General features: G+C 73.9%; 28 protein-coding genes and 1 pseudogene. 15 read left to right on the top strand and 14 right to left on the bottom strand.

Features of this window, described 5'->3' with window-relative positions; translation table 11 throughout:
• Nucleotides 1–60: 60 nt before the first annotated feature.
• Genes argC through argH form a run of 8 tightly spaced genes read left to right on the top strand, consistent with a single transcriptional unit; the run spans nucleotide 61 to nucleotide 8,599 of the window.
• On the top strand, nucleotides 61–1,062 hold the full coding sequence (argC, locus tag AB0B02_RS13660; RefSeq protein WP_357300280.1) for an N-acetyl-gamma-glutamyl-phosphate reductase: 1,002 nt from the start codon (nucleotides 61–63) through the stop codon (nucleotides 1,060–1,062).
• Between the two features lie 55 nt (nucleotides 1,063–1,117).
• On the top strand, nucleotides 1,118–2,287 hold the full coding sequence (argJ, locus tag AB0B02_RS13655) for a bifunctional glutamate N-acetyltransferase/amino-acid acetyltransferase ArgJ (protein ID WP_357300276.1): 1,170 nt from the start codon (nucleotides 1,118–1,120) through the stop codon (nucleotides 2,285–2,287).
• Complete coding sequence (gene argB / locus AB0B02_RS13650; protein ID WP_281939796.1) at nucleotides 2,284–3,222, top strand: acetylglutamate kinase; 939 nt, start codon at nucleotides 2,284–2,286, stop codon at nucleotides 3,220–3,222. The genes argJ and argB overlap by 4 nt, the downstream gene beginning before the upstream one ends.
• The gene (locus AB0B02_RS13645) at nucleotides 3,219–4,484 is read left to right on the top strand and encodes an acetylornithine transaminase (protein WP_357300273.1); all 1,266 of its coding nucleotides are present in this window, start codon (nucleotides 3,219–3,221) and stop codon (nucleotides 4,482–4,484) included. Before argB ends, AB0B02_RS13645 begins: the two co-directional genes overlap by 4 nt.
• On the top strand, nucleotides 4,481–5,407 hold the full coding sequence (gene argF, locus AB0B02_RS13640; protein WP_357300269.1) for an ornithine carbamoyltransferase: 927 nt from the start codon (nucleotides 4,481–4,483) through the stop codon (nucleotides 5,405–5,407). Before AB0B02_RS13645 ends, argF begins: the two co-directional genes overlap by 4 nt.
• Complete coding sequence (locus tag AB0B02_RS13635; RefSeq protein WP_281939801.1) at nucleotides 5,404–5,919, top strand: arginine repressor; 516 nt, start codon at nucleotides 5,404–5,406, stop codon at nucleotides 5,917–5,919. The genes argF and AB0B02_RS13635 overlap by 4 nt, the downstream gene beginning before the upstream one ends.
• Nucleotides 5,916–7,127: an argininosuccinate synthase gene (locus AB0B02_RS13630; RefSeq protein WP_357300265.1), complete on the top strand. Its 1,212-nt coding sequence runs from the start codon at nucleotides 5,916–5,918 to the stop codon at nucleotides 7,125–7,127. The genes AB0B02_RS13635 and AB0B02_RS13630 overlap by 4 nt, the downstream gene beginning before the upstream one ends.
• Nucleotides 7,128–7,135: 8 nt before the next feature.
• On the top strand, nucleotides 7,136–8,599 hold the full coding sequence (gene argH, locus AB0B02_RS13625) for an argininosuccinate lyase (RefSeq protein ID WP_281942616.1): 1,464 nt from the start codon (nucleotides 7,136–7,138) through the stop codon (nucleotides 8,597–8,599).
• Between the two features lie 40 nt (nucleotides 8,600–8,639).
• On the opposite strand, the gene AB0B02_RS13620 is transcribed toward argH, so the two are convergent.
• The 5 genes from AB0B02_RS13620 to AB0B02_RS13600 all read right to left on the bottom strand — a co-directional run bounded on the left by AB0B02_RS13620 (nucleotide 8,640) and on the right by AB0B02_RS13600 (nucleotide 10,855).
• The gene (locus tag AB0B02_RS13620) at nucleotides 8,640–8,993 is read right to left on the bottom strand and encodes an MmcQ/YjbR family DNA-binding protein (protein ID WP_357300262.1); all 354 of its coding nucleotides are present in this window, start codon (nucleotides 8,991–8,993) and stop codon (nucleotides 8,640–8,642) included.
• Nucleotides 8,994–9,056: 63 nt separating this feature from the next.
• Nucleotides 9,057–9,491: a DNA-binding protein gene (locus AB0B02_RS13615; RefSeq protein WP_233220091.1), complete on the bottom strand. Its 435-nt coding sequence runs from the start codon at nucleotides 9,489–9,491 to the stop codon at nucleotides 9,057–9,059.
• Between the two features lie 254 nt (nucleotides 9,492–9,745).
• Nucleotides 9,746–10,363, bottom strand: coding sequence for a DNA-3-methyladenine glycosylase (locus AB0B02_RS13610; protein WP_357300258.1), 618 nt, complete (start codon nucleotides 10,361–10,363; stop codon nucleotides 9,746–9,748).
• 67 nt (nucleotides 10,364–10,430) lie between these two features.
• A complete protein-coding gene (locus AB0B02_RS13605) occupies nucleotides 10,431–10,625 on the bottom strand; it encodes a hypothetical protein (RefSeq protein WP_357300256.1) in 195 nt (64 codons plus the stop codon).
• Complete coding sequence (locus AB0B02_RS13600; RefSeq protein ID WP_357300253.1) at nucleotides 10,622–10,855, bottom strand: type II toxin-antitoxin system HicB family antitoxin; 234 nt, start codon at nucleotides 10,853–10,855, stop codon at nucleotides 10,622–10,624. Before AB0B02_RS13600 ends, AB0B02_RS13605 begins: the two co-directional genes overlap by 4 nt.
• A gap of 98 nt (nucleotides 10,856–10,953) precedes the next feature.
• Between AB0B02_RS13600 and AB0B02_RS13595 the strand changes: the two genes are divergently transcribed.
• Both AB0B02_RS13595 and AB0B02_RS13590 read left to right on the top strand, forming a co-directional pair.
• The gene (locus tag AB0B02_RS13595) at nucleotides 10,954–12,054 is read left to right on the top strand and encodes an LLM class flavin-dependent oxidoreductase (RefSeq protein WP_281939809.1); all 1,101 of its coding nucleotides are present in this window, start codon (nucleotides 10,954–10,956) and stop codon (nucleotides 12,052–12,054) included.
• On the top strand, nucleotides 12,051–12,677 hold the full coding sequence (locus AB0B02_RS13590) for a CE1759 family FMN reductase (RefSeq protein ID WP_357300249.1): 627 nt from the start codon (nucleotides 12,051–12,053) through the stop codon (nucleotides 12,675–12,677). The genes AB0B02_RS13595 and AB0B02_RS13590 overlap by 4 nt, the downstream gene beginning before the upstream one ends.
• Nucleotides 12,678–12,692: 15 nt before the next feature.
• Here AB0B02_RS13590 and AB0B02_RS13585 read toward each other — a convergent pair whose 3' ends face one another.
• Nucleotides 12,693–13,577, bottom strand: coding sequence for a universal stress protein (locus AB0B02_RS13585; RefSeq protein WP_281939811.1), 885 nt, complete (start codon nucleotides 13,575–13,577; stop codon nucleotides 12,693–12,695).
• Between the two features lie 112 nt (nucleotides 13,578–13,689).
• Nucleotides 13,690–13,956 carry a universal stress protein gene (locus AB0B02_RS13580; protein WP_281939812.1) on the bottom strand — a complete coding sequence of 89 codons (267 nt, stop codon included), beginning with the start codon at nucleotides 13,954–13,956 and terminating at the stop codon, nucleotides 13,690–13,692.
• 155 nt (nucleotides 13,957–14,111) lie between these two features.
• Here AB0B02_RS13580 and AB0B02_RS13575 point away from each other — a divergent pair, with 155 nt between their 5' ends.
• Nucleotides 14,112–14,582 carry a cyclic nucleotide-binding domain-containing protein gene (locus AB0B02_RS13575; protein ID WP_357300243.1) on the top strand — a complete coding sequence of 157 codons (471 nt, stop codon included), beginning with the start codon at nucleotides 14,112–14,114 and terminating at the stop codon, nucleotides 14,580–14,582.
• A gap of 505 nt (nucleotides 14,583–15,087) precedes the next feature.
• Here the strand turns inward: AB0B02_RS13575 and AB0B02_RS13570 are convergent.
• Nucleotides 15,088–15,384: pseudogene (locus AB0B02_RS13570) on the bottom strand (PEP/pyruvate-binding domain-containing protein); the annotation flags it as partial.
• Nucleotides 15,385–15,519: 135 nt separating this feature from the next.
• On the opposite strand from AB0B02_RS13570, the gene AB0B02_RS13565 reads away from it, so the two are divergent.
• Nucleotides 15,520–16,023 (top strand): GNAT family N-acetyltransferase, encoded by a 504-nt coding sequence (locus AB0B02_RS13565; RefSeq protein ID WP_281939814.1) that lies wholly within the window; start codon nucleotides 15,520–15,522, stop codon nucleotides 16,021–16,023.
• A gap of 10 nt (nucleotides 16,024–16,033) precedes the next feature.
• On the top strand, nucleotides 16,034–16,660 hold the full coding sequence (locus AB0B02_RS13560) for a hypothetical protein (protein ID WP_281939815.1): 627 nt from the start codon (nucleotides 16,034–16,036) through the stop codon (nucleotides 16,658–16,660).
• A gap of 6 nt (nucleotides 16,661–16,666) precedes the next feature.
• On the opposite strand, the gene AB0B02_RS13555 is transcribed toward AB0B02_RS13560, so the two are convergent.
• Together AB0B02_RS13555 and AB0B02_RS13550 are read right to left on the bottom strand one after the other, a co-directional pair.
• Complete coding sequence (locus tag AB0B02_RS13555) at nucleotides 16,667–18,202, bottom strand: FAD-dependent monooxygenase (RefSeq protein WP_357300239.1); 1,536 nt, start codon at nucleotides 18,200–18,202, stop codon at nucleotides 16,667–16,669.
• An 83-nt stretch (nucleotides 18,203–18,285) separates the two neighbouring features.
• Nucleotides 18,286–18,900 (bottom strand): TetR family transcriptional regulator, encoded by a 615-nt coding sequence (locus tag AB0B02_RS13550; RefSeq protein WP_281939817.1) that lies wholly within the window; start codon nucleotides 18,898–18,900, stop codon nucleotides 18,286–18,288.
• Nucleotides 18,901–19,086: 186 nt separating this feature from the next.
• On the opposite strand from AB0B02_RS13550, the gene AB0B02_RS13545 reads away from it, so the two are divergent.
• Nucleotides 19,087–20,454 carry a hemolysin family protein gene (locus tag AB0B02_RS13545; protein ID WP_357300234.1) on the top strand — a complete coding sequence of 456 codons (1,368 nt, stop codon included), beginning with the start codon at nucleotides 19,087–19,089 and terminating at the stop codon, nucleotides 20,452–20,454.
• 70 nt (nucleotides 20,455–20,524) lie between these two features.
• On the opposite strand, the gene AB0B02_RS13540 is transcribed toward AB0B02_RS13545, so the two are convergent.
• The 4 genes from AB0B02_RS13540 to AB0B02_RS13525 form a co-directional block, all read right to left on the bottom strand.
• Nucleotides 20,525–20,842, bottom strand: a complete 318-nt coding sequence (locus tag AB0B02_RS13540; RefSeq protein ID WP_281939819.1) for a PRC-barrel domain containing protein — start codon at nucleotides 20,840–20,842, stop codon at nucleotides 20,525–20,527.
• Nucleotides 20,829–21,209, bottom strand: coding sequence for a hypothetical protein (locus AB0B02_RS13535; protein ID WP_281939820.1), 381 nt, complete (start codon nucleotides 21,207–21,209; stop codon nucleotides 20,829–20,831). The genes AB0B02_RS13540 and AB0B02_RS13535 overlap by 14 nt, the downstream gene beginning before the upstream one ends.
• A complete protein-coding gene (locus tag AB0B02_RS13530) occupies nucleotides 21,206–22,432 on the bottom strand; it encodes a divalent metal cation transporter (RefSeq protein ID WP_357300230.1) in 1,227 nt (408 codons plus the stop codon). The genes AB0B02_RS13535 and AB0B02_RS13530 overlap by 4 nt, the downstream gene beginning before the upstream one ends.
• Nucleotides 22,433–22,515: 83 nt before the next feature.
• Nucleotides 22,516–22,905 carry a PaaI family thioesterase gene (locus tag AB0B02_RS13525; RefSeq protein ID WP_281939822.1) on the bottom strand — a complete coding sequence of 130 codons (390 nt, stop codon included), beginning with the start codon at nucleotides 22,903–22,905 and terminating at the stop codon, nucleotides 22,516–22,518.
• 102 nt (nucleotides 22,906–23,007) lie between these two features.
• On the opposite strand from AB0B02_RS13525, the gene tyrS reads away from it, so the two are divergent.
• On the top strand, nucleotides 23,008–24,291 hold the full coding sequence (gene tyrS, locus AB0B02_RS13520; protein ID WP_357300594.1) for a tyrosine--tRNA ligase: 1,284 nt from the start codon (nucleotides 23,008–23,010) through the stop codon (nucleotides 24,289–24,291).
• Nucleotides 24,292–24,841: the final 550 nt, after the last annotated feature.

Below are 24,841 nucleotides of genomic sequence, written 5' to 3'. Positions count from 1 at the left end.
TGACCTTGCAGGCGCCTGCGTCGACTGCTAACCTTTCTGCATAGTCATGCGGAGGTTTGTATGGGCATTCGAGTAGCGGTGGCCGGCGCGAGTGGATACGCGGGCGGCGAACTGCTGCGCCTGCTCGCCGGCCACCCCGAGTTCGAGCTGGTCACCGCCACCGCACACAGTCAGGCCGGCCAGCCCGTCGCCGCCGTACACCCGCAGCTCGCCGGCCTGGACCTGGTGTTCGGGGCGACCGAGGCGGAAACCCTGGCCGACGCGGACCTGGTCTTCCTGGCGTTGCCGCACGGCCAGTCGGCGACGCTCGCCGCGGCGCTGCCCGACGCGGTCATGGTGGTCGACCTCGGCGCCGACCACCGACTGCGCGACGCCGATGCCTGGGCCCGCTACTACGGTGGCGCGCACGCCGGTGCCTGGACCTACGGGCTGCCCGAGCTGCCCGGCCGGCGGGCCGAGATCGCGGCGGCGCGGCGGGTCGCCAGCACCGGCTGCTACGCGGTGGCCACCACGCTGGCGCTGGCCCCGCTGATCGCCGCCGGCGCGGTACGCCCCGACGACGTGGTGGTGGTCGCCGCCTCCGGCACCTCCGGCGCCGGCCGGGCCGCCAAGGCCCACCTGCTCGGCAGCGAGGTGATGGGCGACCTCTCCCCCTACAAGGTGGGCGCCCACCAGCACGTGCCGGAGATCAAGCAGGCCACCGGCGCGACCTCGCTGTCGTTCACGCCGGTGCTGGCCCCGATGCCCCGGGGCATCCTGGCCACCGTCACCGCGGTGCCGGCCGGCGACGCCGACCCCCGCGCGGTGCTGGCCGACGCCTACGCCGGCGCGCCCTTCGTGCACCTGCTGCCCGAGGGGGCGTGGCCGCACACCGCCGCCACCGCCGGCGGGAACTCCTGTCACCTCCAGGCGACGGTGGACACCGACTCGGGCCGGGTCGTCGTGGTCAGCGCCATCGACAACCTGGGCAAGGGCGCGGCCGGTCAGGCCGTGCAGAACGCCAACCTGATGGCCGGGCTCCCCGAGACCACCGGCCTGTCCGCCTACGGAGTCGCCCCGTGAGCGCGAGGAGTGCAGCGAAGCGGAGCCCCGCAGTCGCGAACGAAAGGAAAGCTCGGTGACCGTCACCACCCCCCGCGGCTTCCGCGCCGCCGGTGTCGCCGCCGGCCTCAAGACCTCCGGCGCCGACGTCGCCCTCGTCGTCAACGACGGACCGGACGCCGGCGTCGCCGGAGTCTTCACCGCCAATCGGGTGAAGGCCGCCCCGGTGCTCTGGACCCAGCGGGTCGTGCACGGCGGCGTGGTCCGGGCGGTGGTGCTCAACTCCGGTGGCGCGAACGCCTGCACCGGCCCGGCCGGCTTCCAGGACACCCACGCCACCGCCGAGCACACCGCCGCCGTGCTCACCGGCAGCAGCGCCCGGCTGATCGTCGGCGCCGGCGAGGTCGCGGTCTGCTCCACCGGCCTGATCGGCGAGCGGCTGCCGATGCCGAAGCTGCTGCCCGGCGTCCGAAACGCGGTGCGCGCCCTGTCCCGCGACGGCGGCCGGCCGGCCGCTGAGGCGATCATGACCACCGACACCCGGCCGAAGACCACGGTGGCCCCCGGCAGCGGCTGGACCGTCGGCGGGATGGCCAAGGGCGCCGGCATGCTGGCCCCGGCCATGGCCACCATGCTCTGCGTGCTCACCACCGACGCGGTGGCCGGGCCGGACGTGCTGGACGCCGCGCTGCGGGCCGCCACCCGGGTCACCTTCGACCGGGTCGACTCCGACGGCTGCATGTCCACCAACGACACCGTGCTGCTGCTGGCCAGCGGCGCCTCCGGCATCGAACCCAGCCTCGCCGAGCTGACCGATGCGGTGACCGCCGCCTGCCACGACCTGGCCCGGCAGTTGATCGCCGACGCCGAGGGCGCCACCAAGCAGGTCGCGATCGAGGTGGTCGGCGCGGCGAGCGAGGACGACGCGGTCGAGGTGGGGCGCGCGGTGGCCCGCAACAACCTGGTCAAGACCGCGCTGTTCGGCAACGACCCGAACTGGGGCCGGATCCTCGCCGCCGTCGGCACCACCGCCGCCGCGTTCGAACCGGACGAGGTCGCCGTGGCGGTCAACGGCGTCTGGGTGTGCCGGGGCGGCGCCGCCGCCGAGGACCGGGCCAAGGTGGACCTCGCCGGCCGCGACGTCGCCATCCGCATCGACCTGCACGCCGGCGACGCCGCCGCGACCATCTGGACCAACGACCTGTCGCACGGTTACGTGCACGAGAACTCGGCGTACTCCACATGATGAGTGACAACCTCACCCGCGCCCAGGCCAAGGCCGCCACGCTGATCGAGGCGCTGCCCTGGCTGGCCCGGTTCGCCGGCGCCACCGTGGTGGTCAAGTACGGCGGCCACGCGATGACCGATCCCGAGCTGCGGCGGGCGTTCGCCGCGGACATGGTCTTCCTCCGGTACGCCGGCCTCAAGCCGGTCGTGGTGCACGGCGGCGGCCCGCAGATCTCCGCCATGCTCGACCGGCTCGGCATCGCCAGCGAGTTCCGGGGCGGCCTGCGGGTCACCACCCCGGACGCCATGGACGTGGTGCGGATGGTGCTCGTCGGGCAGGTCGGCCGGGAACTGGTCGGGCTGGTCAACGCGCACGGCCCGTTCGCGGTCGGGCTCTCCGGCGAGGACGGCGGGCTGCTCACGGCGGTGCGCCGACCGGCGTACGTGGACGGGCAACCGGTCGACGTCGGGCAGGTCGGCGACGTGGCGTCGGTGGACGTCTCCGCGGTCACCGACCTGATCGCGGCCGGCCGGATCCCGGTCATCTCCACGGTCGCGCCGGACGTCGACGGGGTGCTGCACAACCTCAACGCGGACACCGCCGCCGCCGCGCTCGCGGTCGCGCTCCAGGCGCGCAAGCTGGTCGTCCTCACCGACGTCGCCGGCCTCTACGCGGACTGGCCGGACACGACGAGCCTGGTCAGCGAGATCACCGCGGACGACCTGGCGACGCTGCTGCCGTCCCTGGAGTCGGGCATGGTACCGAAGATGGAGGCCTGCCTGCGGGCGGTGCGCGGGGGAGTGCCCGCCGCGCACGTCGTCGACGGGCGGGTCGCCCACTCCACGCTGCTGGAGGTCTTCACCTCGGAAGGGTTCGGAACGATGGTCGTGAGCGCGAGGAGCGAGCTTGCGAGCCCCGCAGTCGCGAACAGGGAAGGCACGGTCGGTTCATGAGCACGCTGGTGCGGCGCTGGGGCGCGACCATGATGGACAACTACGGCACGCCGCCGCTGGCGCTCGTCTCGGGCGCCGGCGCCGTCGTGGTCGACGAGACCGGCCGGGAGTACGTCGACCTGCTCGGCGGCATCGCGGTCAACGCGCTCGGCCACGCCCACCCGGCGGTGGTGGCCGCCGTGTCGAAGCAGGTCGCCACGCTCGGCCACGTGTCGAACCTGTTCGTCGCCGAGCCGCCGGTCGCGCTCGCCGAGCTGCTGCTGGCGCTGGCCGGCCGACCCGGCCGGGTGTTCCTCGCCAACTCCGGCGCGGAGGCGAACGAGGCCGCGTTCAAGCTCTCCCGGCTCACCGGGCGACGGCACGTGGTGGCCACCCACGGCGGTTTCCACGGCCGGACCATGGGCGCGCTGGCGCTCACCGGCCAGCCGGCCAAGGCCGACCCGTTCCGCCCGCTGCCCGGCGACGTCACCCACGTGCCGTACGGCGACGCCGACGCGCTCGCCGAGGCGGTCACCGACGCCACCGCCATGGTGATCGTCGAGCCGATCCAGGGCGAGAACGGCGTGGTCGTGCCGCCGCCCGGCTACCTCACCGCGGCCCGGCGGATCACCGCCGCACACGACGCGCTGCTGGTGCTCGACGAGGTGCAGACCGGCGTCGGCCGTACCGGGCACTGGTTCGCCCACCAGGCCGAGGGCGTCGAGCCGGACGTGGTCACGCTGGCCAAGGGGCTCGGCGGCGGCCTGCCGCTCGGCGCCTGCCTGGCCTTCGGCCCGGCCGCCGACCTGCTCACCCCCGGCTCGCACGGCACCACGTTCGGCGGCAACCCGGTCAGTTGCGCCGCCGCGCTCGCGGTGATCGCCACGATCGCCAACGAGGGGCTGCTCGACCACGTCACGCGCATCGGTGAGCGGCTGCGGCGCGGCGTCGAGGCGCTCGGGCACCCGCTGGTACGCGAGGTGCGCGGCGCCGGCCTGCTGCTCGGCGTCGTGCTCGACCGGCCGGTGGCCGGCGCGGTGTCGACCGCGCTGCGGGAGGCCGGTTTCCTGGTCAACCCGGTGCAGCCGGGCGTGGTCCGGCTCGCCCCGCCGCTGATCCTCACCGTCGAGCAGGCCGACGCGTTCCTCGCCGCGCTCCCCGCCGCGCTCGACGCCGCCCCCGCAGACACAACCGTTCCCGCCGGGGCGACCGCGACCGTTCCCGCCGAGGCGGCAACCGTCTCCGCGCCCACCCCCGCAAGCCGCACGGAGGCCCCCGCATGATCCGCCACTTCCTGCGCGACGACGACCTCACGCCGGCCGAGCAGGCCGCCGTGCTGGACCTCGCCGCCCGGATGAAGACCGACCGTTACACCCACCGGCCGTTGGCCGGCCCCCGATCGGTGGCGGTGCTGTTCGACAAGCAGAGCCTGCGCACCCGGATCTCGTTCGACGTCGGCATCGCCGAGCTGGGCGGTCATCCCCTCGTGGTGGACACCCAGGTCACCCACTTCGGCCGGGGCGAGACGCTCGGTGACGCCGGCCGGGTGCTGTCCCGCTACGTCGCCGCGATCGTGCTGCGTACCCACGGCGACGACCGGATCGCCGAGGTCGCGGCGCACGCCGCCGTGCCGGTGGTCAACGCGCTCACCGACACGTTCCACCCCTGCCAGTTGCTGGCCGACCTGCTCACCGTGCGGGAGCGGTTCGGCGCCACCGCCGGCCGGATCCTGGCGTACGTCGGTGACGCGGCGAACAACATGGCCCACTCGTACCTGCTGGCCGGCGCGACCGCCGGGATGCACATCCGGGTCGCCGGCCCGGCCGGGTTCCAGCCGGACCCGGCGATCGTGGCCCGGGCGGAGAAGATCGCCGCCGGCACCGGCGGCTCGGTCGACGTGCACACCGACCCGGTCGAGGCGGTACGCGGGGCGCACGTGGTCGCCACCGACACCTGGACGTCGATGGGTCAGGAGGCCGACGGGCAGGACCGGGTCACCCCGTTCCGGCCGTACCAGGTGAGCGACGCCCTGCTCGACCACGCCGCGGCGGACGTGATCGTGCTGCACTGTCTGCCCGCCCACCGGGGCGAGGAGATCACCGACGAGGTGCTCGACGGGCCGCGCAGCGCGGTGTTCGACCAGGCGGAGAATCGCCTGCACGCCCAGAAGGCGCTGCTGACCTTTCTCCTGGAGGCATCCACATGACCGCCCCGCTGACCCGCGCCGCCCGCCACGCCCGCATCGTCGAGCTGATCCGCGACGGCGCCGTCCACTCGCAGACCGAGCTGGCCGACCTGCTCGCCGGCGACGGCATCCAGGTCACCCAGGCCACGCTCTCCCGTGACCTGAAGGAGTTGGGCGCGGTGACCGCGCGCGGCGGCGACGGGCGGGGGGTCTACCTGATCCCCGAGGACGGCCACCGGCCGCTGCGCGACGCCGAGGGGGCACCCGCCCGGCTGGTGCGGCTGCTGCGCGAGCTGCTCAACGGCGTCGACGCCAGCGGCAACATCGCCGTGCTGCGCACCCCGCCCGGCGCCGCGCACTACCTGGCCAGCGCGTTGGACCGGGCCGGCCTGTCCGAGATAGTCGGCACCATCGCCGGCGACGACACCATCCTCGTGGTGGCCCGCGAGGCCGACGGCGGCGCCGCGCTGGGCGACCGGCTCGCCGCGTGGGCCCGCCGGGACGAGACCGTGGAAGGGAACACCACACCATGACCGAGCGGGTCGTCCTGGCGTACTCCGGGGGTCTCGACACCTCCGTCGCCATCCCGTACCTGGCCGAGCAGACCGGCGCCGAGGTGATCGCGGTCGCGGTCGACGTCGGCCAGGGCGGCGAGGACATGGACGTCATCCGGCAGCGCGCGCTGGACTGCGGCGCCGCCGAGTCCGAGGTGATCGACGCGCGCGACGAGTTCGCCGCCGACCACTGCCTGCCGGCCGTGCGGGCCAACGCGCTCTACATGGACCGCTACCCGCTGGTCTCCGCGCTGTCCCGGCCGCTGATCGTCAGGCACCTGGTGGCCGCCGCGCGCCGGCACGGCGGCACGATCGTGTCGCACGGCTGCACCGGCAAGGGCAACGACCAGGTCCGGTTCGAGGTCGGCCTACAGGCGCTCGCGCCCGACCTGAAGGTCGTCGCGCCGGCCCGGGACTACGCCTGGACCCGGGACAAGGCGATCGCGTTCGCCGAGGAGAAGGGGCTGCCGATCGACGTCACGGCCCGGTCCCCGTACTCGATCGACCAGAACCTGTGGGGCCGGGCCGTGGAGACCGGCTTCCTGGAGGACATCTGGCACGCGCCGGTCGAGGACCTGTACGCGTACACCGCCGACCCGGCCGAGGAACGCGACGCCGACGAGGTGGTGATCACGTTCGACGCCGGCGTCCCGGTCGCCCTCGACGGCGAGACGGTCACCCCGTACCAGGCGATCCTGGAGCTGAACCGCCGCGCGGGGGCGCAGGGCGTGGGGCGGCTCGACATGGTCGAGGACCGGCTGGTCGGCATCAAGAGCCGCGAGGTGTACGAGGCGCCCGGCGCGATCGCCCTGATCACCGCGCACCAGGAGCTGGAGGCGGTCACCGTCGAACGGGACCTGGCCCGGTTCAAGCGCGGCGTCGACCAACGCTGGGGCGAGCTGGTCTACGACGGACTCTGGTTCTCCCCGCTCAGGCGGGCGCTGGACGCGTTCGTCGAGGAGACCCAGCGGCACGTCAGCGGCGAGGTGCGGCTGACGTTGCACGGCGGCCGGGCGGTGGTGACCGGCCGGCGCTCCGAGGTCGGCCTCTACGACTTCGGCCTGGCCACCTACGACACCGGCGACACGTTCGACCAGTCGCTCGCGACGGGCTTCGTGCGGCTCTGGGGGCTGCCCAGCGCGATGGCGGCCGCACGGGACGCCCGGTGGGACGGGGCGCGGTCGTGACCACCAGAATGGGAGGGGTGGACGACAAGAGCCTGACCGAGAACAGCGCCGCCGCCAACCGGACGAGCCTCTGGGGAGGCCGGTTCGCCGGCGGACCCGCCGAGGCGCTCGCGCGGCTGTCGGTGAGCGTCCAGTTCGACTGGCGCCTCGCCCCGTACGACATCGCCGGTTCCCGGGCGCACGCCCGGGTCCTCGCGGGCGCCGGGTTGCTCGACCCGGACGAGTTGGGGCGGATGCTGGCCGCGCTGGACGACCTGGAGGCGGCCTGCGCCTCCGGGGCGTTCCGCCCCACAGTGGACGACGAGGACGTGCACACCGCCCTGGAGCGCGGCCTGCTGGAGCGGCTGGGCAGCCTCGGCGGCAAGTTGCGCGCCGGCCGCTCCCGCAACGACCAGGTCGCCACCGACCTGCGGCTCTATCTGCGCGACCACGCCCGCGGGGTGGCCGCCCGGCTGGTCGAGTTGGCCGAGGCGCTGGTCGAGCAGGCGGAGCGGCACGTGGACACCGCCGCGCCCGGCATGACGCACCTCCAGCACGCCCAGCCGGTGACGTTCGGGCACTGGCTGCTCGCCCACGTGCAGCCGCTGCTGCGGGACCTGGACCGGCTGCGCGACTGGGACGAGCGGGCCGCGGTCAGCCCGCTCGGCGCCGGCGCGCTGGCCGGCTCCGGGCTGCCGCTGGACCCGATGGCGGTCGCCAAGGAGCTGGGTTTCCGCACCTCGTTCGCCAACTCGATGGACGCGGTCGGGGACCGGGACTTCGTGGCCGAGTTCCTCTTCGTCACCGCGATGGTCGGCGTGCACCTGTCCCGCCTGGGCGAGGAGGTGGTGCTCTGGACGTCGCAGGAGTTCGGCTGGGTCGAGCTGGACGACTCGTTCGCCACCGGCTCGTCGATCATGCCGCAGAAGAAGAACGCGGACATCGCCGAGCTGGCCCGGGGCAAGTCCGGCCGACTGGTCGGCGGCCTGATGAGCGTGCTCACCATGCTCAAGGGCCTGCCGATGACCTACGACCGGGACATGCAGGAGGACAAGGAGCCGGCGTTCGACGCGGTCGACACGCTGGAGCTGCTGCTGCCCGCGCTGGCCGGGATGATCTCCACGATGACGGTCCGGGTGGACCGGCTCGTGGCCACCGCGCCGTCGGGCTTCTCGCTGGCCACCGAGGTCGCCGACTGGCTGGTCCGCCGGCACGTGCCGTTCCGCGACGCGCACGAGATCACCGGGAGGCTGGTGGCGCTCTGCGCGGCCCGGGACTGCGCGCTGGACGAGGTCTCCGACGCCGACCTGACCGCGGTGAGCGAGCACCTGGACCCCTCGGTGCGCGACGTGCTCTCGGTGCGTTCGGCGCTCGCCGCCCGCACCACCCCCGGCTCCACCGGCCCCGGGCCGGTCGCCGACCAGCTCGCCAGCGCCGCCGACAAGCTGGCCGGCTGGCGCGACTGGGCGGCCGAGCAGGTCGTGCCCCGCTGACTGGGACGCCCCGCGTGGTGGTCCGGCCACCGCGCGGGGCTCAGGCCGTCGGCCGCTCCCGCTTCGGCAGCTTGGCCACCACCGCGTCGTACGATCCGTCGGCCGCCTCGATCAGCTCGTCGTCGGGGATGCCGCCGTCCAGCCGTAACGTGTTCCACCCGGACCGGCCGATGTAGGGCGAGGGCCGGGCGTCGGCCGGGAACCGGTGCAGCCACTCGTCGGCCACCTCCCGGGACGCCCCGCACTTCACCCCGAGCCGGGCCTCACCGTCGGGCGAGCCGAGGAACGCGAAGATCCGGCTGCCCACCTTCACCACCTCGTCGGCCTCCCACGGCCGGTCGAGCCAGGCTCCCGGCTTGGCCAGGCAGTAGGCCAGCATCTCCTCGCGCGTCATCGCGTCCTCCCGTGCCGTCGTCGTCCGGCACAGTCTCGCCCGAAGCTGTGACAGCGGGCGGAATCAGTCGCCGGTGCCGGTGCGGACGGTGAGCCGCTCGTAGCGCTGCCGGGCCGCCTGGGCGCTGCCCAGCCCCAGCCCGAACGCGATCGCCTGCCAGGTCATGCCACGCCCGCGGGCCACCTGCAACAGCCCGGCCTCCAACACGTCCACCTCGGCCCGCACGTGCGGGATCAGGGTCAGCGCGGCCATCAGGTCGGCCTGGTCGACCGGCTCCTCGCCGGCGTCCAGCTCCGCGCCGCCGGCCAGCGCCATCACCAGCGTGGCCGCCTCGTAGGCGTCGGGCACGTCGGGGTGGGCGTAGCGCCGGCGGCGGGCGTTCGTGCCGGCGTGCCGTTCGGCGATCCGCAACAGCGCCGCGTAGTTGCGGTGGGCCCGGGCCTGGGCAGCATCCGGGGCGGTGAACGGGTCGTTGTCCACGGTGACCATACCGTCCATCCCACACCCAAGAATGCTCTGTTGTCAACACCTCGTTGAAAGTCCTTCGTACGCAACATCATGCCCTCCCGGGTTCAGACGCGCCCGGAGCGCCACGGGTTGCGAAAACCGCCCCACCGGTCCCACCGGTCCCACCCGTCCCACCCGGACCGGTCGATCAAGGAGTTCGCGTCGCCCGTGCGGCGTCCCCCGGACACAAACTCCTTGATCAACCGGGGGGTGGGTGGGGTGGGGGCGGGGCGGGGTGGGTGCTGTTACGGGGTTGCCGGTTGGCGGCGGCGCGGGGTGTGCCGGCGGTAGACGCTCACGCTCGGCTCGTCGGCCAGCCAGAACCGCCACGGCAGGTCGTGTGCGGCGGCCACGCCGACCCGGGGGCCGGCGACGATCCGCGCCGGGTCGACCGGGCTCTCCGGCGGGGCCAGCAGCAGCGGCCCGGCGCCGTCGACCGCGCTGGTGCCGTTGGCGTCCCGACCGAGGCCCAGCGCGGTCACCAGTCGGGCCGGGCCCCGGGCCAGGTCCCGGTCCGAGGCGCGGGGCCGCCGCTCGCGGGCCGTGTCGACGCCGTCGACCACCGCGCCGGCGCGCAGCAGCACGGCCGCCGCCTCGCCGTCGCGACCGCAGACGATGTTCGCGCACCAGTGCATGCCGAACACGAAGTACACGTACACGTGCCCGGCCGGGCCGAACATGACCCGGTTGCGCGGGGTCGGCCCCCGGTGGGCGTGCGAGGCCGGATCCGCACCGGTGCCGGCGTACGCCTCCACCTCGGTCAGCCGCACGCGGACGCCGTTCGCCGACACGGTCCAGCCGAGCAGGGTCCGCGCGGTGTCCGCGATGTCCGCGGCCGGCGCGTCGAGCCAGGGGTACGTCATGGCCGGCAAGCGTATCGGCCCTCACCTGCCGCTGTTCAGCCGAGAAGGGCGAGGAACTCCGAGGGCGTCAGCCCGGCCTGGCGAAGGATGGAAGCGAGGGTGCCGCGCTTGACCGTGGCGTGTTGCGGGGGACGACGACGACCAGGGCGGCCGGGCTGCGATAAACCGCGTGGCTGCCCTTGGTGCGGACGTGCTCGAAGCCGGCCCTGCTCAGACCGTTGAGCACCTTGCGCAGCGGCAGGTCCGCCAGGGCTGGGCTCACGCCGCCCGTCCGGCCTGGAAGGACGTCACCAGCGGCGTGGTCTCGATCGCCGGGTTCTCGACCTCCTCCAGGTACGCCTCGACGGCTTCACGAAGGTTGGTCAGTGCCTCATCGACGGTCTCGCCCTGGCTGGCGACCTCGATCTCGAGGCACCGGGCGACGTACCAGCCGTGTCCCGGCAGTAGACAAATGCTACGTGGCGCGGGCGGTCGATACGTGACCCGGGCCACGCCGGAGCGCAGGCGCGTCGGAATAGTTGACTCGTCAAATAGGTTGTGCGGGACGATGCCGGGCCGGCCGGTCCGGATCTCACCCCGAGGAGCTGGTCATGCAGTTCGGAATCTTCACCGTCGGTGACGTCACCGTCGACCCGACCACCGGGCGGCTGCCGTCCGAGCGTGACCGGATCAAGGCCATGACCACCATCGCGCTCAAGGCCGAAGAGGTCGGTCTGGACGTCTTCGCCACCGGTGAGCACCACAACCCGCCGTTCGTGCCGTCGTCGCCGACCACCATGCTCGGCTGGATCGCGGCCCGCACCGAGCGGCTGATCCTGTCCACCTCCACCACGCTGATCACCACCAACGACCCGGTCAAGATCGCCGAGGACTACGCGATGCTCCAGCACCTGGCCGACGGCCGGGTGGACCTGATGATGGGTCGCGGCAACACCGGCCCGGTCTACCCGTGGTTCGGGCAGGACATCCGCAACGGCATCCCCCTCGCGATCGAGAACTACGACCTGCTGCACCGGCTGTGGCGCGAGGACGTGGTCGACTGGAAGGGCCGGTTCCGCACCCCGCTCCAGTCGTTCACCTCGACCCCGCGTCCGCTCGACGGCGTACCGCCGTTCGTCTGGCACGGCTCGATCCGTAGCCCGGAGATCGCCGAGCAGGCCGCCTACTACGGCGACGGCTTCTTCGCCAACCACATCTTCTGGCCCAAGGAGCACACCGAGCGGATGGTCGGCCTCTACCGGGAGCGGTTCGCGCACTACGGCCACGGCTCGCCGGACCAGGCGATCGTCGGACTCGGCGGGCAGGTCTTCATGCGCCGCAACTCGCAGGACGCGGTACGCGAGTTCCGGCCGTACTTCGACAACGCCCCGGTCTACGGGCACGGCCCGTCGCTGGAGGAGTTCACCCGGGAGACGCCGCTGACCGTCGGCAGCCCGCAGCAGGTCATCGACCGCACGCTGGGCTTCCGCGAGTACGTCGGCGACTACCAGCGGCAGCTCTTCCTGATGGACCACGCCGGCCTGCCGCTGAAGACGGTGCTGGAGCAGCTCGACCTGCTGGGCGAGGAGGTCGTCCCGGTGCTGCGCAAGGAGTTCGACTCGATGCGTCCGGTGCACGTGCCGGAGGCGCCCACCCACGCCGCCCTGCTGGCCGCCCGGGACGCCGCGACGAGCCCGGAGGAGGCGCGATGACCCGGCGTACCCTCGCGGTCGTCTCGGCCGGTCTCGGCCAGCCCTCGTCCACCCGCCTGCTCGCCGACCAGCTCGCCGCGGTCGCCCGCGACGACCTGGTCGGCCGGGGGGCCGACGTGGAGCTGCGCCCGGTGGACCTGCGCGAGCACGCCCACGACGTGGTGAACCACCTGCTGACCGGCTTCGCGCCCACCGCCCTGCGCCGCACGCTGGGCGCCGTCGCGGCGGCGGACGGTCTGATCGCCGTCACCCCGATCTTCAACGCGTCCTACAACGGGTTGTTCAAGTCCTTCTTCGACGTGGTGGACCGCGACGCGCTGGCCGGCACGCCGGTGCTGGTCGGGGCGACCGGCGGCACCGCGCGGCACTCGCTCGCGCTGGAGCACGCGGTCCGGCCGATGTTCGCCTACCTGCGGGCGGTGGTGCTGCCGACAGCGGTCTTCGCCGCGCCCGAGGACTGGGCCGGTGACGACGGCGACAGCGCGTTGCGGGCCCGGATCCGGCGCGCCGCAGCCGAGCTGGCCGAGCAGGTGGACCGCCGCCCGGCCGCGTCCGGGCCGGCCGACCCGTTCGCCCTCACCACCGACTTCGCCGACCTGCTCGCCGGCCGCGACCCGTCCTGACCCGGCCGGTCGGCCTCAGTCACCGACCGGCTCCGGACGACGGGCGATCAGCACCGGGCAGTGGGCGTGCTGCACCAGGGCCTGGCTGACCGAGCCGAGCAGCAACCCGGTGAAGCCACCCCGGCCCCGGGAACCGACCACCACCAGCGACGCGTCGGCGCTCGCGTCCCGCAGCGCGGTCTCCGGTGAGGCGGCGACGACGGGGCGTTCGGTCACCCGCAGTTCCGGGTGGGCCACCCGGATCCGAGCGGCAGCGGCGCCGAGCAGCTCGGCCGTCTCGGCCCGCTCCGCGGTGGTCGCCTCGGCCGCGACCTCCGGGGCCGGCGCGCCGCGCTCCGGCGCGCGCACGTGCGTCAGCACCAGCTCCGCGTCCCGGCGGTCGGCTTCGTCCGCGGCGAGTTCGACGGCGTACGCCGCGGACTCGGAGCCGTCCACCCCGACCAGCACCGGACCGCCGACCGGGATCGGCTGCTCCGCCGGCCGCACGACGAGCACCGGACAGTGCCCGTGCTGGGCGAGCTGCGCGCCGACCGAGCCGAGCAGCAGCCCGGCGAAGCCGCCCACCCCCCGGCTGCCCACCACCACCAGTTCCGCCCGGCGGGACTCCTCGACCAGCGTCGCGCCGGGCCCGCCGGCGACCTGGCGCACCTCCACCCGCAGCCCGGGGTGCCGGTCGGCCAGCTCGGCGGCGACCCGTTCGAGCATCTTCTCCGCCTCCGCGGTGGGCGCCGGCACCCCGAGGTCGTACGGGTTGAGCGGCACGCCGTAGCCGAGCGGGTGCAGGTAGCCGTGCACCAGCAGCAGCGGCCGGGCGCGTGCGACGGCGGCCACGGCGGCCTGGTCGGCGGCGGTCAGGCTGGACGGGGACCCGTCCACCCCCGCCACGACGGGTCGGTTCATCGGATGATCCCTCCGGTCGACTCAGGCCATTGTGGCCGTCCCCCGTCCCACGAGCGGGCGCCGCCACGCCCGGCCCGGTCAGGCGGGGGCCCGCCGTCGGTCACCGTGCCGGTCACCGCGAGGTCCGCGCGTCGATCTTGCGGGCCTCCTCGACCGCCTCGGCGACCAGCTTCCCGGCCGCCCGCCGCACCTCGTCGTCGGGGAGCACGACGGCGACCGGGCCGAGCGGGGTACCGACCGGCTGCCAGCGGAACGCGTGCACCACCCGCAACGGCCGGTGCCGCGACGCCGCCTCCCGCGCGGCCAGCCGGACCGCGTCCAGCGCTGACGGGGAACCATCCACGCCCACCACGACGGGGACGCCGGATCTGTCGGTCATCACGTCCTCCTTCGGTCCACCTCCAGCCTGGACCGGGCCGTCGCGGCGGGGCAGAGGCGACCGCCCGCGCGGCGCGGGACCATCGGCCCTGCCGGATCGCGGCGCGGTGGGGTGCAATGGAGTTTCGGCTCCCACCTGTCGATCGTGGAGGCGCGATGACCCCGCTGGAGATGCTCCGCGTGCACCCGTTCCTGGCCGGGCTGCCGGACGAGTGGCTGCCGCCGCTCACCGGCTACGCCCGCCCGGTGGCCTGGCACCCGGGGCACCGGCTGTTCCGGGCCGGGCAGCCGGCCGAGCGGTTCTGGCTGGTCCGGGACGGCCAGGTGGCGCTGGACTTCCCGGTGCCCGGTCGCGGCGACGTGGGGATCGAGACGATCGGCGCGGGCGGGGTGCTCGGCTGGTCCTGGCTGTTCCCGCCCTACCGCTGGCAGTTCGGCGTGGTGGCCACCCGGCGCAGCACGGCGGTGGAGTTCTCCGCCGAGGGGGTACGCCGGCTGATGGGGTCCGACGACACGCTGGGCCGGCAGCTCACCGCCCGGTTCATGAGCGTCGTGGTGGACCGGCTCCAGGCGTCCCGGGTGCGCCTGCTCGACCTGTACGGCTATCCGACGTCCGCGGCGGGCTGACTCACCCCGCGGCGGAGTCGCGCCGGATCACCAGCTCGTCCACCTCGAGCCGACCGATGCGCAGCTCGCGGACCACCGCGCGGCGCACCACCAGCCGGCCGATCACGAGCGCGCCCACCGACACGGCGCCGAGCGCCAGCGCGCCCACCGCCAACGCGCCCACGGCCGTACCGCCGAGGGCCCGCGCCCCGGTCGCCTGGGCGCCGGTGGCCTGCGCGCCGGTGGTCCGCGCGCCGGTCGCGACCAGGTTCCGGAGACGCGAGGTGCGGTGTGCGGTCGACATGCCGCCATCGTAGTGCGGGCCGGGACCGTCGGGCGGCCCCGCGCCACCGGAGGTCAGGTGACGGTGAGCCCGCGCGCGGCGAACTGACCGCGGACCCGGGCCAGCAGCTCCGGGTCCGGCGGCGCGGTGTCGGCGAGCGGGAAGGCGAGGCCCAGCTCGGCGTACTTGTGCGCGCCGCGATGGTGGCGACCATCTCGTCCACCGTGCGCCGCCGGCCGCTGCCGGCATCGAGTACCGGCCGCCGGAGCGGACCGCCAGCAGCAGCGGGCCGCCCGGGTCGCCGAGCCGCCGGTCCAACCGCGCCTCGACCTGACGCAGGTGCGCGTTGATCTCCTCGTACAGCCCGTCCGGCGGCGTGCCGGTGGCCAGGTAGGCGCGGCACGCGTCGGTGGTCACGGTGAACCCGGGCGGCACCGGCAGCCCGAGCCGGGTCATCTCGGCCGGGTTGGCGCCCTTGCCGCCGAGCAGATCGGCCCGGCTCCGGTCACCCTCGATGAAGTCGTAGACGTACTTCCGCATGGTCCGGCCTCCTCGGCTGCGTGGTACCTCCTCCTTGGTATCGGTCCGGCCGGCCGCCCCGGCAGGGCCGGACGGGACCCGGGAGGGGCCGGAGGTCCCGAACGGTGTCGGTGGGTCCGCGTATCCTTCCCGGCCGTGAACCCCGCTGTGGAAATCCGTCCGGTCCGGGACGACGACCTGCCCGCGTTCTTCGCCCACGAGCAGGACGCGCAGGCCAACTGGATGGCCGCGTTCGGTCCGAAGGACCCGGCGGACCGGGCCGCGTTCGACGCGCACTGGGCGCGGATCCGCGCCGACGAGCGCATCGTCAACCGCACGATCGTCGCCGGCGGCGAGGTGGTCGGCCACGTGGCGGCGTTCCCGGTCGACGACCGGACCGAGGTCAGCTACTGGATCAACCCGGAGCGCTGGGGGCGCGGCCACGCCACCGCCGGGCTCACCGCGCTGCTGCGGGAGCTGCCGCAGCGGCCGGTGCGGGCCCGCGCCGCGAAGGACAACGCCGCCTCGCTCGCGGTGCTGCGCAAGTGCGGCTTCGTCGTGGTCGGCGAGGACGCGGGGTACGCTCCCGGCCGCGGCGTCGAGGTCGAGGAGTGGGTGCTGGAGCTGCCCGCCGAGGGGCCTGACCAGCGCGACCACTAGTGTCCCCGGGGTGAACTGGCTGGAACTCGTCGGCTGGGCCGGCTCCGCGCTGCTGGTCTGGTCCCTGCTGCAGACGCGCATCCTGCGGCTGCGCGCGCTCAACCTGGTCGGCTGCCTGATCCTGATCGGCTACAACGCCGCCCTGCACGTGTGGCCGATGGTCGGGCTGAACGTGGTGCTCACCGTGATCAACCTCTGGTACCTGCGCAAGTTGCTGGCCACCCGGCACGACGAGCAGACCTACCAGGTGGTGGAGGTGGGCACCGGCGACGCGTTCCTGGCCCACACGCTGCGGGTGCACGCCACCGACATCGCCCGGTTCAACCCGGCGTTCCGCTGGGACCCGGCCGCCGCCGACCGCTCGGCGTTCCTGGTGGTCCGCGCGGACGAGGTGGTCGGCGTGATGGTGTCGCACGCCGAGGCCGGCGGGGTGGCCCAGATCGACCTGGACTACGTGACCCCGCCGTTCCGCGACTTCACCCCCGGCGAGTTCGTCTACCGGCGCAGCCGGCTGTTCACCGACCGGGGTTTCCGCCGGGTGGTCAGTCCGCCGGGCATGGTCGCCCCCTACTACCACCGGCTCGGTTTCCGCCCGGAGGGCGGCGCGTACGTGCTGGACCTGCCCGCCCCGGCCTGAGCCAGGTCAGGCCGGTGTGCTCGCGTGGTCGCGGGGCCGGCCGAACCAGTGGGTGAGCGCGGCGCGCAGCCCGTCCCGGTCCGGTGCCGCCGCGTCGGAGGCCCAGGCCAGGTAGCAGTCCGGGCGCAGCAGCAGCGCGGTCGAGGCGGTGCCCGTCAGCCGGCCGTCGACCACGTCGACCCGGTCCCGCCACGGCTCGGCGGTCCCGCCCAGCGTGCCGGTGCCGTCGAGCAGCAGCGGGCGCGCGTCCCGGGTCAGCTCGGCCAGCCGCACCGGCCCGGTGTCGCGGTGCACCACCAGGTCCGGCGCCCAGGTGCCGACCGGCGGCCCGTCCGGTCCCCGGTCGTAGCGGATGTCCGCGCCGGCCATCAGCGCGGCCACGTGCCCGGCGTTCTCCGGCCGGGCGAGCAGCTCGCCGACGAGTTCGCGCAGCGCGGTGACCTCGGCGCCCGGCGCGATCAGGGCGGACTGGGCCTGGGTCGACATGGTCACCCGCCGGGCCGCCGGTCGGCGCTCGGCCTCGTACGTGTCGAGCAACCCGTCCGGGGCCCAGCCGTGCAGCCGCGCGGCCAGCTTCCAGCCGAGGTTCACCGCGTCCTGGAGGCCGAGGTTGAGCCCCGGCCCGCCGATCGCGGAGTGGACGTGGGCGGCGTCGCCGAGCAGCAGCACCCGGCCGGCCCGGTAGCGCTCGGCGAGCCGGGTGTTGCCGCCGGCCAGGCGGCGCAGCAGGTGCGGACCGGGCCCGGCCGGCGGGCCGAGCGGCACCTCGACCCCGAGCACCCGGGCCACGCTGGCCCGCATCCCGTCGAGCGTCAGCGGCGCGTCGGCCTCCGGCGCCGCCGGCCACTCGACGGTGCTGACCAGGGGCGCCCGGTCGGGAAACGGCGCCCAGACGATCAGCCCGTGCTCGGTGCGGGTGTGCTGGAACGGCGGCACGACCCCGTACCCGGGCGCGACGAGGCTACCGGTGGTCGGGTCGACCAGCTCCGGCGGCACGCCCACCTGGGCGGTACGCGAGACGGACCGGTCCGTGGTGACGCCGGGGAAGCCGATCCCGGCCAGCTTCCGCACCGTGCTGCGTCCGCCGTCCGCGCCCACCAGGTAGCGGCAGTCGAGCGTGGTGCCGTCGGCGAGGCCGACCTCCACCGCGTCGGAGCGTTGCCGCAGCGCGGTCACCTCGCACCCGCGGCGGACCGGCACGCCCAGTTCCGCGACCCGTTCGGCGAGCACCCGCTCGACCTGCCGCTGGGGCACCGCCAGCCCGTACATCGGGTTGTCCGCGACGGCGGTCAGGTCCAGCGGCAACGCGCCGAAGACGAACCCGGGCGTCGGTCGTGGCGGCGCGGCGGAGCCGGCGAGGCGCTCGTGCAGGCCGCGCCGGTCGAGCATCCGGACGACTTGGCCGACCAGCCCGTTCGCCCGGTTCTCGGTGGTCGGCGCGGTCAGCCGGTCGCACACCACCGGACGGATCCCGGCCAGCGCCAACTCGACCGCGAGCATGAGCCCATTGGGCCCCGCCCCCACCACAAGCACATCAATCACCACAAACCTCCAAGGATGAAAGGCCGGGCCCCCTGTTAACGCCTGCGGTAGACAAGGGGCCCCTTCTCACGGGGCGGGGTGGGTCAGCGCGGCGGGGGCAGCCCGGCGGCGAGCTGGGCCAGCGCGTCGGAGAGCAGCCGCTCCATCGGCTCGGGGCGCTCGGCGCGCAGGTAGTGCCGCATGGCCGCGCCGACGCCCGCGTTGACCGCGGCGGCCACCAGGTGCGGATAGAGATCGCGGCCGGCGTCGGTGCCGGTGCGCTCCGCGACGACCTCGGCCAGTTCGGCGGCGGCGACCGCGCCGGCCCGCAGCATCTCGCCCTGCAACGCCGGCTCGGCGAGCATCACCCGCAGCCCGGCGACCCACTCCTCGTGGGCGCCCGGTGGTGACTGCTCGACCTCCGGACCGGGCGCCCACGAGGTGAGGAACGCCGCCTCGATCGCGCGCCAGAGCGGCTCGCCGGCCGGCCGGGCGCGGAGCGCGTCCACCACGCGGCGGCTGCGGTCCAGGTGTCGGGCGGAGATCGCCTCGGCCTTGCTGGCGAAATAGTTGTTGAACGTCCGTGGGGACACGCCGGCGGCCTGCGCGATGTCCTCCACCAGCACGGCGTCGTAGCCACGCGTCACGGTCAGGCGGATGGCCGCCCAGCTCAGCGCCGCTCTGGTCGCTGCCTTCTTGCGTTCCCGCAGCCCGCTCACCCACCGACCGTAGCAAAATATGCGTGGCACGCAAATATGCGGGACACGCAAAAATCTGTCCGGTCAGCAGAAGCACAGGATTCAGGCACGAGCCGGCGGGGCACAGAGGGGCCACGCCGACCGGGTCTGCCGGCCGGCGAGTCGGCCATCGGCCGACCCGGATCGGGTCGAGGGAGACAACCGGTCGTGCAGAGCTACTGGAGCCAGTTGGCCCTGGTCGGGGTACTGGTCATCGTCAACGCGGCCTTCGCCGGCAGCGAGATGGCCCTGGTGTCGCTACGGGACAGCCAACTGCAACGGCTGGAGCGCAGCAGCCGCGCCGGCCGCACCCTCGCCCGGCTGGCCAAGGACCCGAACCGGTTCCTCGCCACCATCCAGATCGGGATCACCCTCGCCGGCTTCCTCGCCTCCGCCGCCGCGGCCGTCTCCCTGGCCCGCCCGCTGGTGCCGCTGCTCGGCGTCTTCGGCGACGCCGCCGAGACGGTCGCCATCGTCGCGGTCACCCTGGTGCTCACGTTCGTCACGCTGGTCTTCGGCGAGCTGGCACCCAAGCGCATCGCCATGCAGTCCGCCGAGCGCTGGGCGCTGGTGGTGGCCCGACCGCTGGACGTGCTGGCCAGCCTCACCCGGCCGGCGGTCTGGCTGCTCGGCGCCACCAGCGACATGGTGGTCCGCCTGTTCGGCCTCGACCCGAAGCACGAGCCGGAGGAGATCGGCCCGGACGAACTGCGCGACATCGTGGCCGGCAACCACGGCTTCACCAAGGAGCAGCGCACCATCATCGCCGGCGCGGTGGAGATCGCCGACCGGCAGTTGCGGGCCGTCCTCGTACCCCGGTTGCAGGTCTTCACGCTCGACAGCGGGACCACCGCGGAGGCCGCGCGGCTGGTCCTGGCGGCGACCGGGCACTCCCGGGCGCCGGTGGTCCGGCACGGCGGCCTGGACGACGCGGTCGGCGTCATCCACCTGCGCGACCTGGTCGGCGTCCCCGACGACCGGCCGGTCGACGAGATCGCCCGCCCGCCGATGCTGCTGCCCGACTCGCTGCCCGTGGTCGACGCGCTGCGCCAGTTCAAGGCCGAACGCCAACACATCGCGCTGGTGGTGGACGAACGCGGCGCGGTCGACGGGATCGTGACGCTGGAGGACATCCTCGAAGAGATCGTCGGCGAGATCTACGACGAGACCGACCGCGACCTCCAGGCGGTCCACACCGAGGCGGACGGCACGCTGGTGCTGCCCGGCACCTTCCCGGTGCACGACCTCACCGATCTCGGGGTCGACCTGCCCAACCGGCCCGCCGGCGACTACACCACCATCGCCGGGCTGGTGCTGATCTGCCTCGGGCACATCCCGACCGTGGCGGGGGAGCAGGTCGCCGTGGACGGCTGGGAGCTGACCGTGGCCGGCGTGGACCAGCGCGCCATCGTCGAGGTGCGTCTCCGCCGCCGTCCCCGTCGCGAGCGGAACAACGGCGACGACGCGGACGGCGCCGAGCCGGCCGACGCCGCTGACCCGGCGGACACCCCGGAACTCGACGAGGCACGCCGCTGACGGTCCCGCCGCCCCGCGCCGGTCGCCCGGCGCGGGGATCAGCCCTACCGCGTCCGGCGCAGGGGTCGGCTCAGCGCCGGTCGGCGGGTGGGCCGAACGGGAAGCCGGGCACCGGCGGATGCAGCCGCACCGCGTCGGCCGGCACCTGGTGGGTGCTGCGCCCCACCAGCCGGGCGACCGCCCGCAGCAGCCACGGCCCGGCCGGATGCAGCTCCGGCCCGATCAGCCGACCGGTCACCCGGGTCCACCAGTGACCGGCCACGATCACGTCGGCGATCCGCAGCCGCTCCGGCGGCCAGCCCCCGCGCACCACCACGTCCACCACCCGGCCCAACCGCCGGCCGTGCAGGTCGTACGCGGTGCGCCCGAGCAGCTCACCCGCTCGCACGGTACGCCCCCGGGATCCGCTCGATCAGGTGGCGGCGCAGCCACGACTCCACCGGTGAGGACGGCAGCTCCGCCGCCCGGCAGCGCAGCCGGACCGCGCTGTCCACCCGGTCCACCACCGCCAGCGGCACCCGCAACGGCGGCACCGGCGGATCGTCGGTGAACCGGTCGGCGACCGCCACCAGCAGCCGCCCGACCCGGCCGCCGATCCGCTCCCCGAGCGCGCCCTGGCCGGTGAGCAGGCTGTCCACGTACGGGTAGCCCGCCCCGTCCACCGCAAACGCGATGTCGTCCACGCGCCCCACCAGCCGGCCCTCGGCGTCGACGATCTGCCGGTCGAGCAGTTGCCTGGCGAGCTGGACCCTCATCGCCCCATCCCCGTCATGATCGCCAGTGGGATCGCCGCCACCGAGGCGGCGACGATGAGCAGCAGGAACACGGCGCCGAGCAGGTTCGCCCACCACCCGTTGACCCGGTCCCCGAGGTAGGTGCGGTCGTTGGCCACCACCAGGATCGGCAGGTAGGTCAGCGGCAGCACCACCGCGCTCAGCACCAGCATGTACTCGGTCAGCCGCACCGGGTCCACGGTCGTCATCAGCATCACCACACCGAGCAGCAGCCCGAGCAGCAGCACGCTGTGGAACCGGGCCGCCTCCCGCGGGCTGACCCGCTTGCCCCACTGCCAGCCGAAGTACTGCGCCGCCGCGTACGCCGCCGACAGGCCGGTCTCCAGCGCCGCGCCGAACGTCACCGCGAAGAACGCCAGCACCGCGGCGACCAGACCGGCGCCGCCGAGCGCGGTCGCCACCGGCCGCGCCACCTGGTCGAGCGAGGTCAGGGACGCATCGGACGGGTGGTAGGCCACCGTCGCCACGGCGATCAGCGACAACGCCAGGAAGCCGCCCACCGGGAAGCCGATCAGCACGTTCGACCGGGCGCGCGCCAGGTCGGCCGGGCTCCACCGCTCCTCCACCCCGCCGGAGGAGAAGAAGAAGACCTCGTACGGGCTGACCGTGGACGCGAACAGCGCCACCGCCACGAACCAGTACAGCGGCCAACCGTGACCGGCCGAGCTGACCCGCCACGCCCCCTGCCCGAGTTCCGCCCAGTCGGTCGGCAACGCCGCCAGCGCGACCGCGAAGACCAGCAGCGCCAGCCCGGCCAGGCCGAAGATCCGCTCCATCAGCTCGAAGCGCATCCGCCACAGCACCAGCCAGACCGCCAGCGCGGCCAGCGGCACCCAGAGCAGGTGGCTGAGCCCGGTGGCCAGCGTGAGCGCCAGCGCCACCCCGCCCAGCTCCGCGGCCAGCGTCACGACCGTGACCAGCCACGACGCCACCAGATTGAGCAACGCGACCCGGGGCCCGAGCCGCTCCCGGACCAGGTCGAACACCGCCCGGCCGCTCACCGCCGCGATCCGGCCCGCCATGTCCGCGTACGCGCAGATGCCCACCACCCCGACCAGCAGCACCCAGGCGTGGGCCATGCCGAAGAGCGCACCGGCCTGGCTGGCCGCCACCAGGTCGCCGATGTCGACGAAGCCGCCGATGGCCGAGAGCACGCCCAGCGTGGCGGCGAGCAGCTTCCTCACGTCGGGTCGGGGGCGGCTGGTCTCATCGACGCGACGATATCGGCGTCAGTGCCCCGTTATCGTGGGAATCGGGCAGCCCGACGTCAGTCGGCGGTCAGGTTCTGCAACCGCACCTGCCCGCGGGCGACCAGCCGGGCGTCGCTGTCGGTGATCTCCACCAGCCACAGTTGCTGACTGCGACCCCGGTGCACCGGCGTGCCGACCGCGGTCAGCTCGCCGTCACGGACGGCGCGCAGGAAGTCGGTCTGGTTCGACACCCCGACCACCCGGCCCCGGTCGCCCAGCCAGAGCGAGCCGCCGACGCTGGCCGCCGTCTCCACCACCGAGCAGTAGACCCCGCCGTGCTGGATCCCGTGCGGCTGGTGCAGCTCCGGGCGGACCCGCCAGCGGATCACCACCCGGTCGGCGCTGGCCTCGCCCAACTCAAGCCCCAGCAGGGCCACGTAGCCCCCGGTCAGGTCCGGTGTCTCCACCCTGGTTCCTCCTCGCGCTCGACGGCGCCGCCAGCCTAGTCGGCGCCGCCGTCGGCAAACCCGGTACGGCCCCGGGCCGGGGATGGGGGAGAATCGGTGACCGTGACCGACAGCAACCTCCCGCCGGGGCGGGACTCCCTGACCGAAGACCTGCTGTGGCGGGGCCTGATCCAGGACTCGACCGGCCCCGACGAGCTGCGTGCGCTGCTCGACGGCCCGAGCGCCACGTTCTATGTGGGCTTCGACCCGACCGCCCCCAGCCTGCACGTCGGCAACCTCATGCAGGTCGTCACCGCCCGCCGGCTCCAGCTCGCCGGGCACCGGCCGCTGCTGCTGGTCGGCGGCGCCACCGGTCAGATCGGTGACCCCAAGGAGAGCGCCGAACGGACGCTCAACCCGCCGGAGGTCATCGCCGGCTGGGTCCAGCGCATCCGGGACCAGCTCTCACCGTTCGTCGCGTACACCGGCGACAACGCGGCCCGCATGGTCAACAACCTGGAGTGGACCGGCGAGATGTCGGTGGTGGAGTTCCTCCGGGACGTCGGCAAGCACTTCCCGGTGAACAAGATGCTGGCCCGGGAGGTGGTCAAGGCCCGGCTGGAGAGCGGCATCAGCTACACCGAGTTCAGCTACCAGCTCCTCCAGGCCAACGACTTCTTCGAGCTGCACCGCCGGCACGGCTGCCAGCTCCAGTACGGCGGCTCGGACCAGTGGGGCAACATCACCGCCGGGGTGGACTACGTCCGCCGGCGCGGCGCCGGCCCGGTGCAGGCGTTCACCACCCCGCTGGTCACCAAGTCGGACGGCACCAAGTTCGGCAAGAGCGAGACCGGCGCGGTCTGGCTCGACCCGGAGATGACCAGCCCGTACGCCTTCTACCAGTTCTGGCTCAACGCCGACGACCGCGACGTGACCCGTTACCTGCGGTACTTCAGCTTCCGCTCCCGGTCGGAGCTGGAGGAGTTGGAGAAGGCCACCGCCGAACGTCCGCAGGCGCGGGCGGCCCAGCGGGCCCTGGCCGAGGAGCTGACCACGCTGGTGCACGGCGAGCGGGAGACGGCCCAGGCGATCGCGGCGAGTCAGGCGCTTTTCGGGCGGGGGGCGCTGGACGAACTGTCGCCGGAGACGCTGCGGGCGGCGCTCGCCGAGGCGGGGCTCGTGCCCGTCGACGAGCTGCCGGACGTCGCCGGCCTGCTCAAGGAGTCGGGTCTGGTCCCGAGCATGAAGGAGGCCCGGCGGGTGATCGCCGAGGGTGGCGCCTATGTCAACAACGTCCGGGTCGCCGAGGTCGACGCGACGGTCTCCGACGCCGACCTGCTGCACGGCCGCTACCTGGTGCTGCGCCGGGGGAAGCGTTCTTTCGCGGGTGTTGAGCTGCGGGGATAGTCGACCGTCGACGATGTGACGGGGGACGCGCCCGGCGGATTTGACGATCAATCCGTCGGGCGCGTAACTTTCTCTCTGCCAGCGCGGAACGGACGAACAGGGCGAAAGACCTGGGAGGCCGGAGCGCAGGACCTGGAAACCGGGTGGTGCCCCGGATCCGCCGGGAGGCGGATTTGGTGAGGCGGAACCGACCGGGTAAGGTTATCGGCCGGCAGGGAAACGGACGGGCCAGCGGGAGACCGCGAACGGCCGTCCTGCCGAATTCCTCGACGCGACCGACGCGAGTCGGCCGAATCGTGGTGCCCGGCAAAAAGGTGACGCACGACAAACTGGCAAACACCGGTTTGACACGGCGGAAACCACCGGGTAACGTAGTAAAAGTGCCCGGCGCGAGAGCGGCGGGGATGCGAACGAAATGCCCCGGGTCGGGGGCCTCCTGGTGGGGGTTTCCGGTGTGGTGTGTGGTTGTTCTTTGAGAACTCAACAGGGTGCTTGATAAGCCAGTGCCAATTGTTTTATACCCCGGACTGGTCAGGCTTTGGTCTGTCTG

Origin of the sequence: Micromonospora sp. NPDC049240 (genome assembly GCF_040647835.1) — a bacterium.
Lineage (GTDB): Bacteria > Actinomycetota > Actinomycetes > Mycobacteriales > Micromonosporaceae > Micromonospora.
This window is presented reverse-complemented; position numbering and strand designations above follow the sequence as displayed.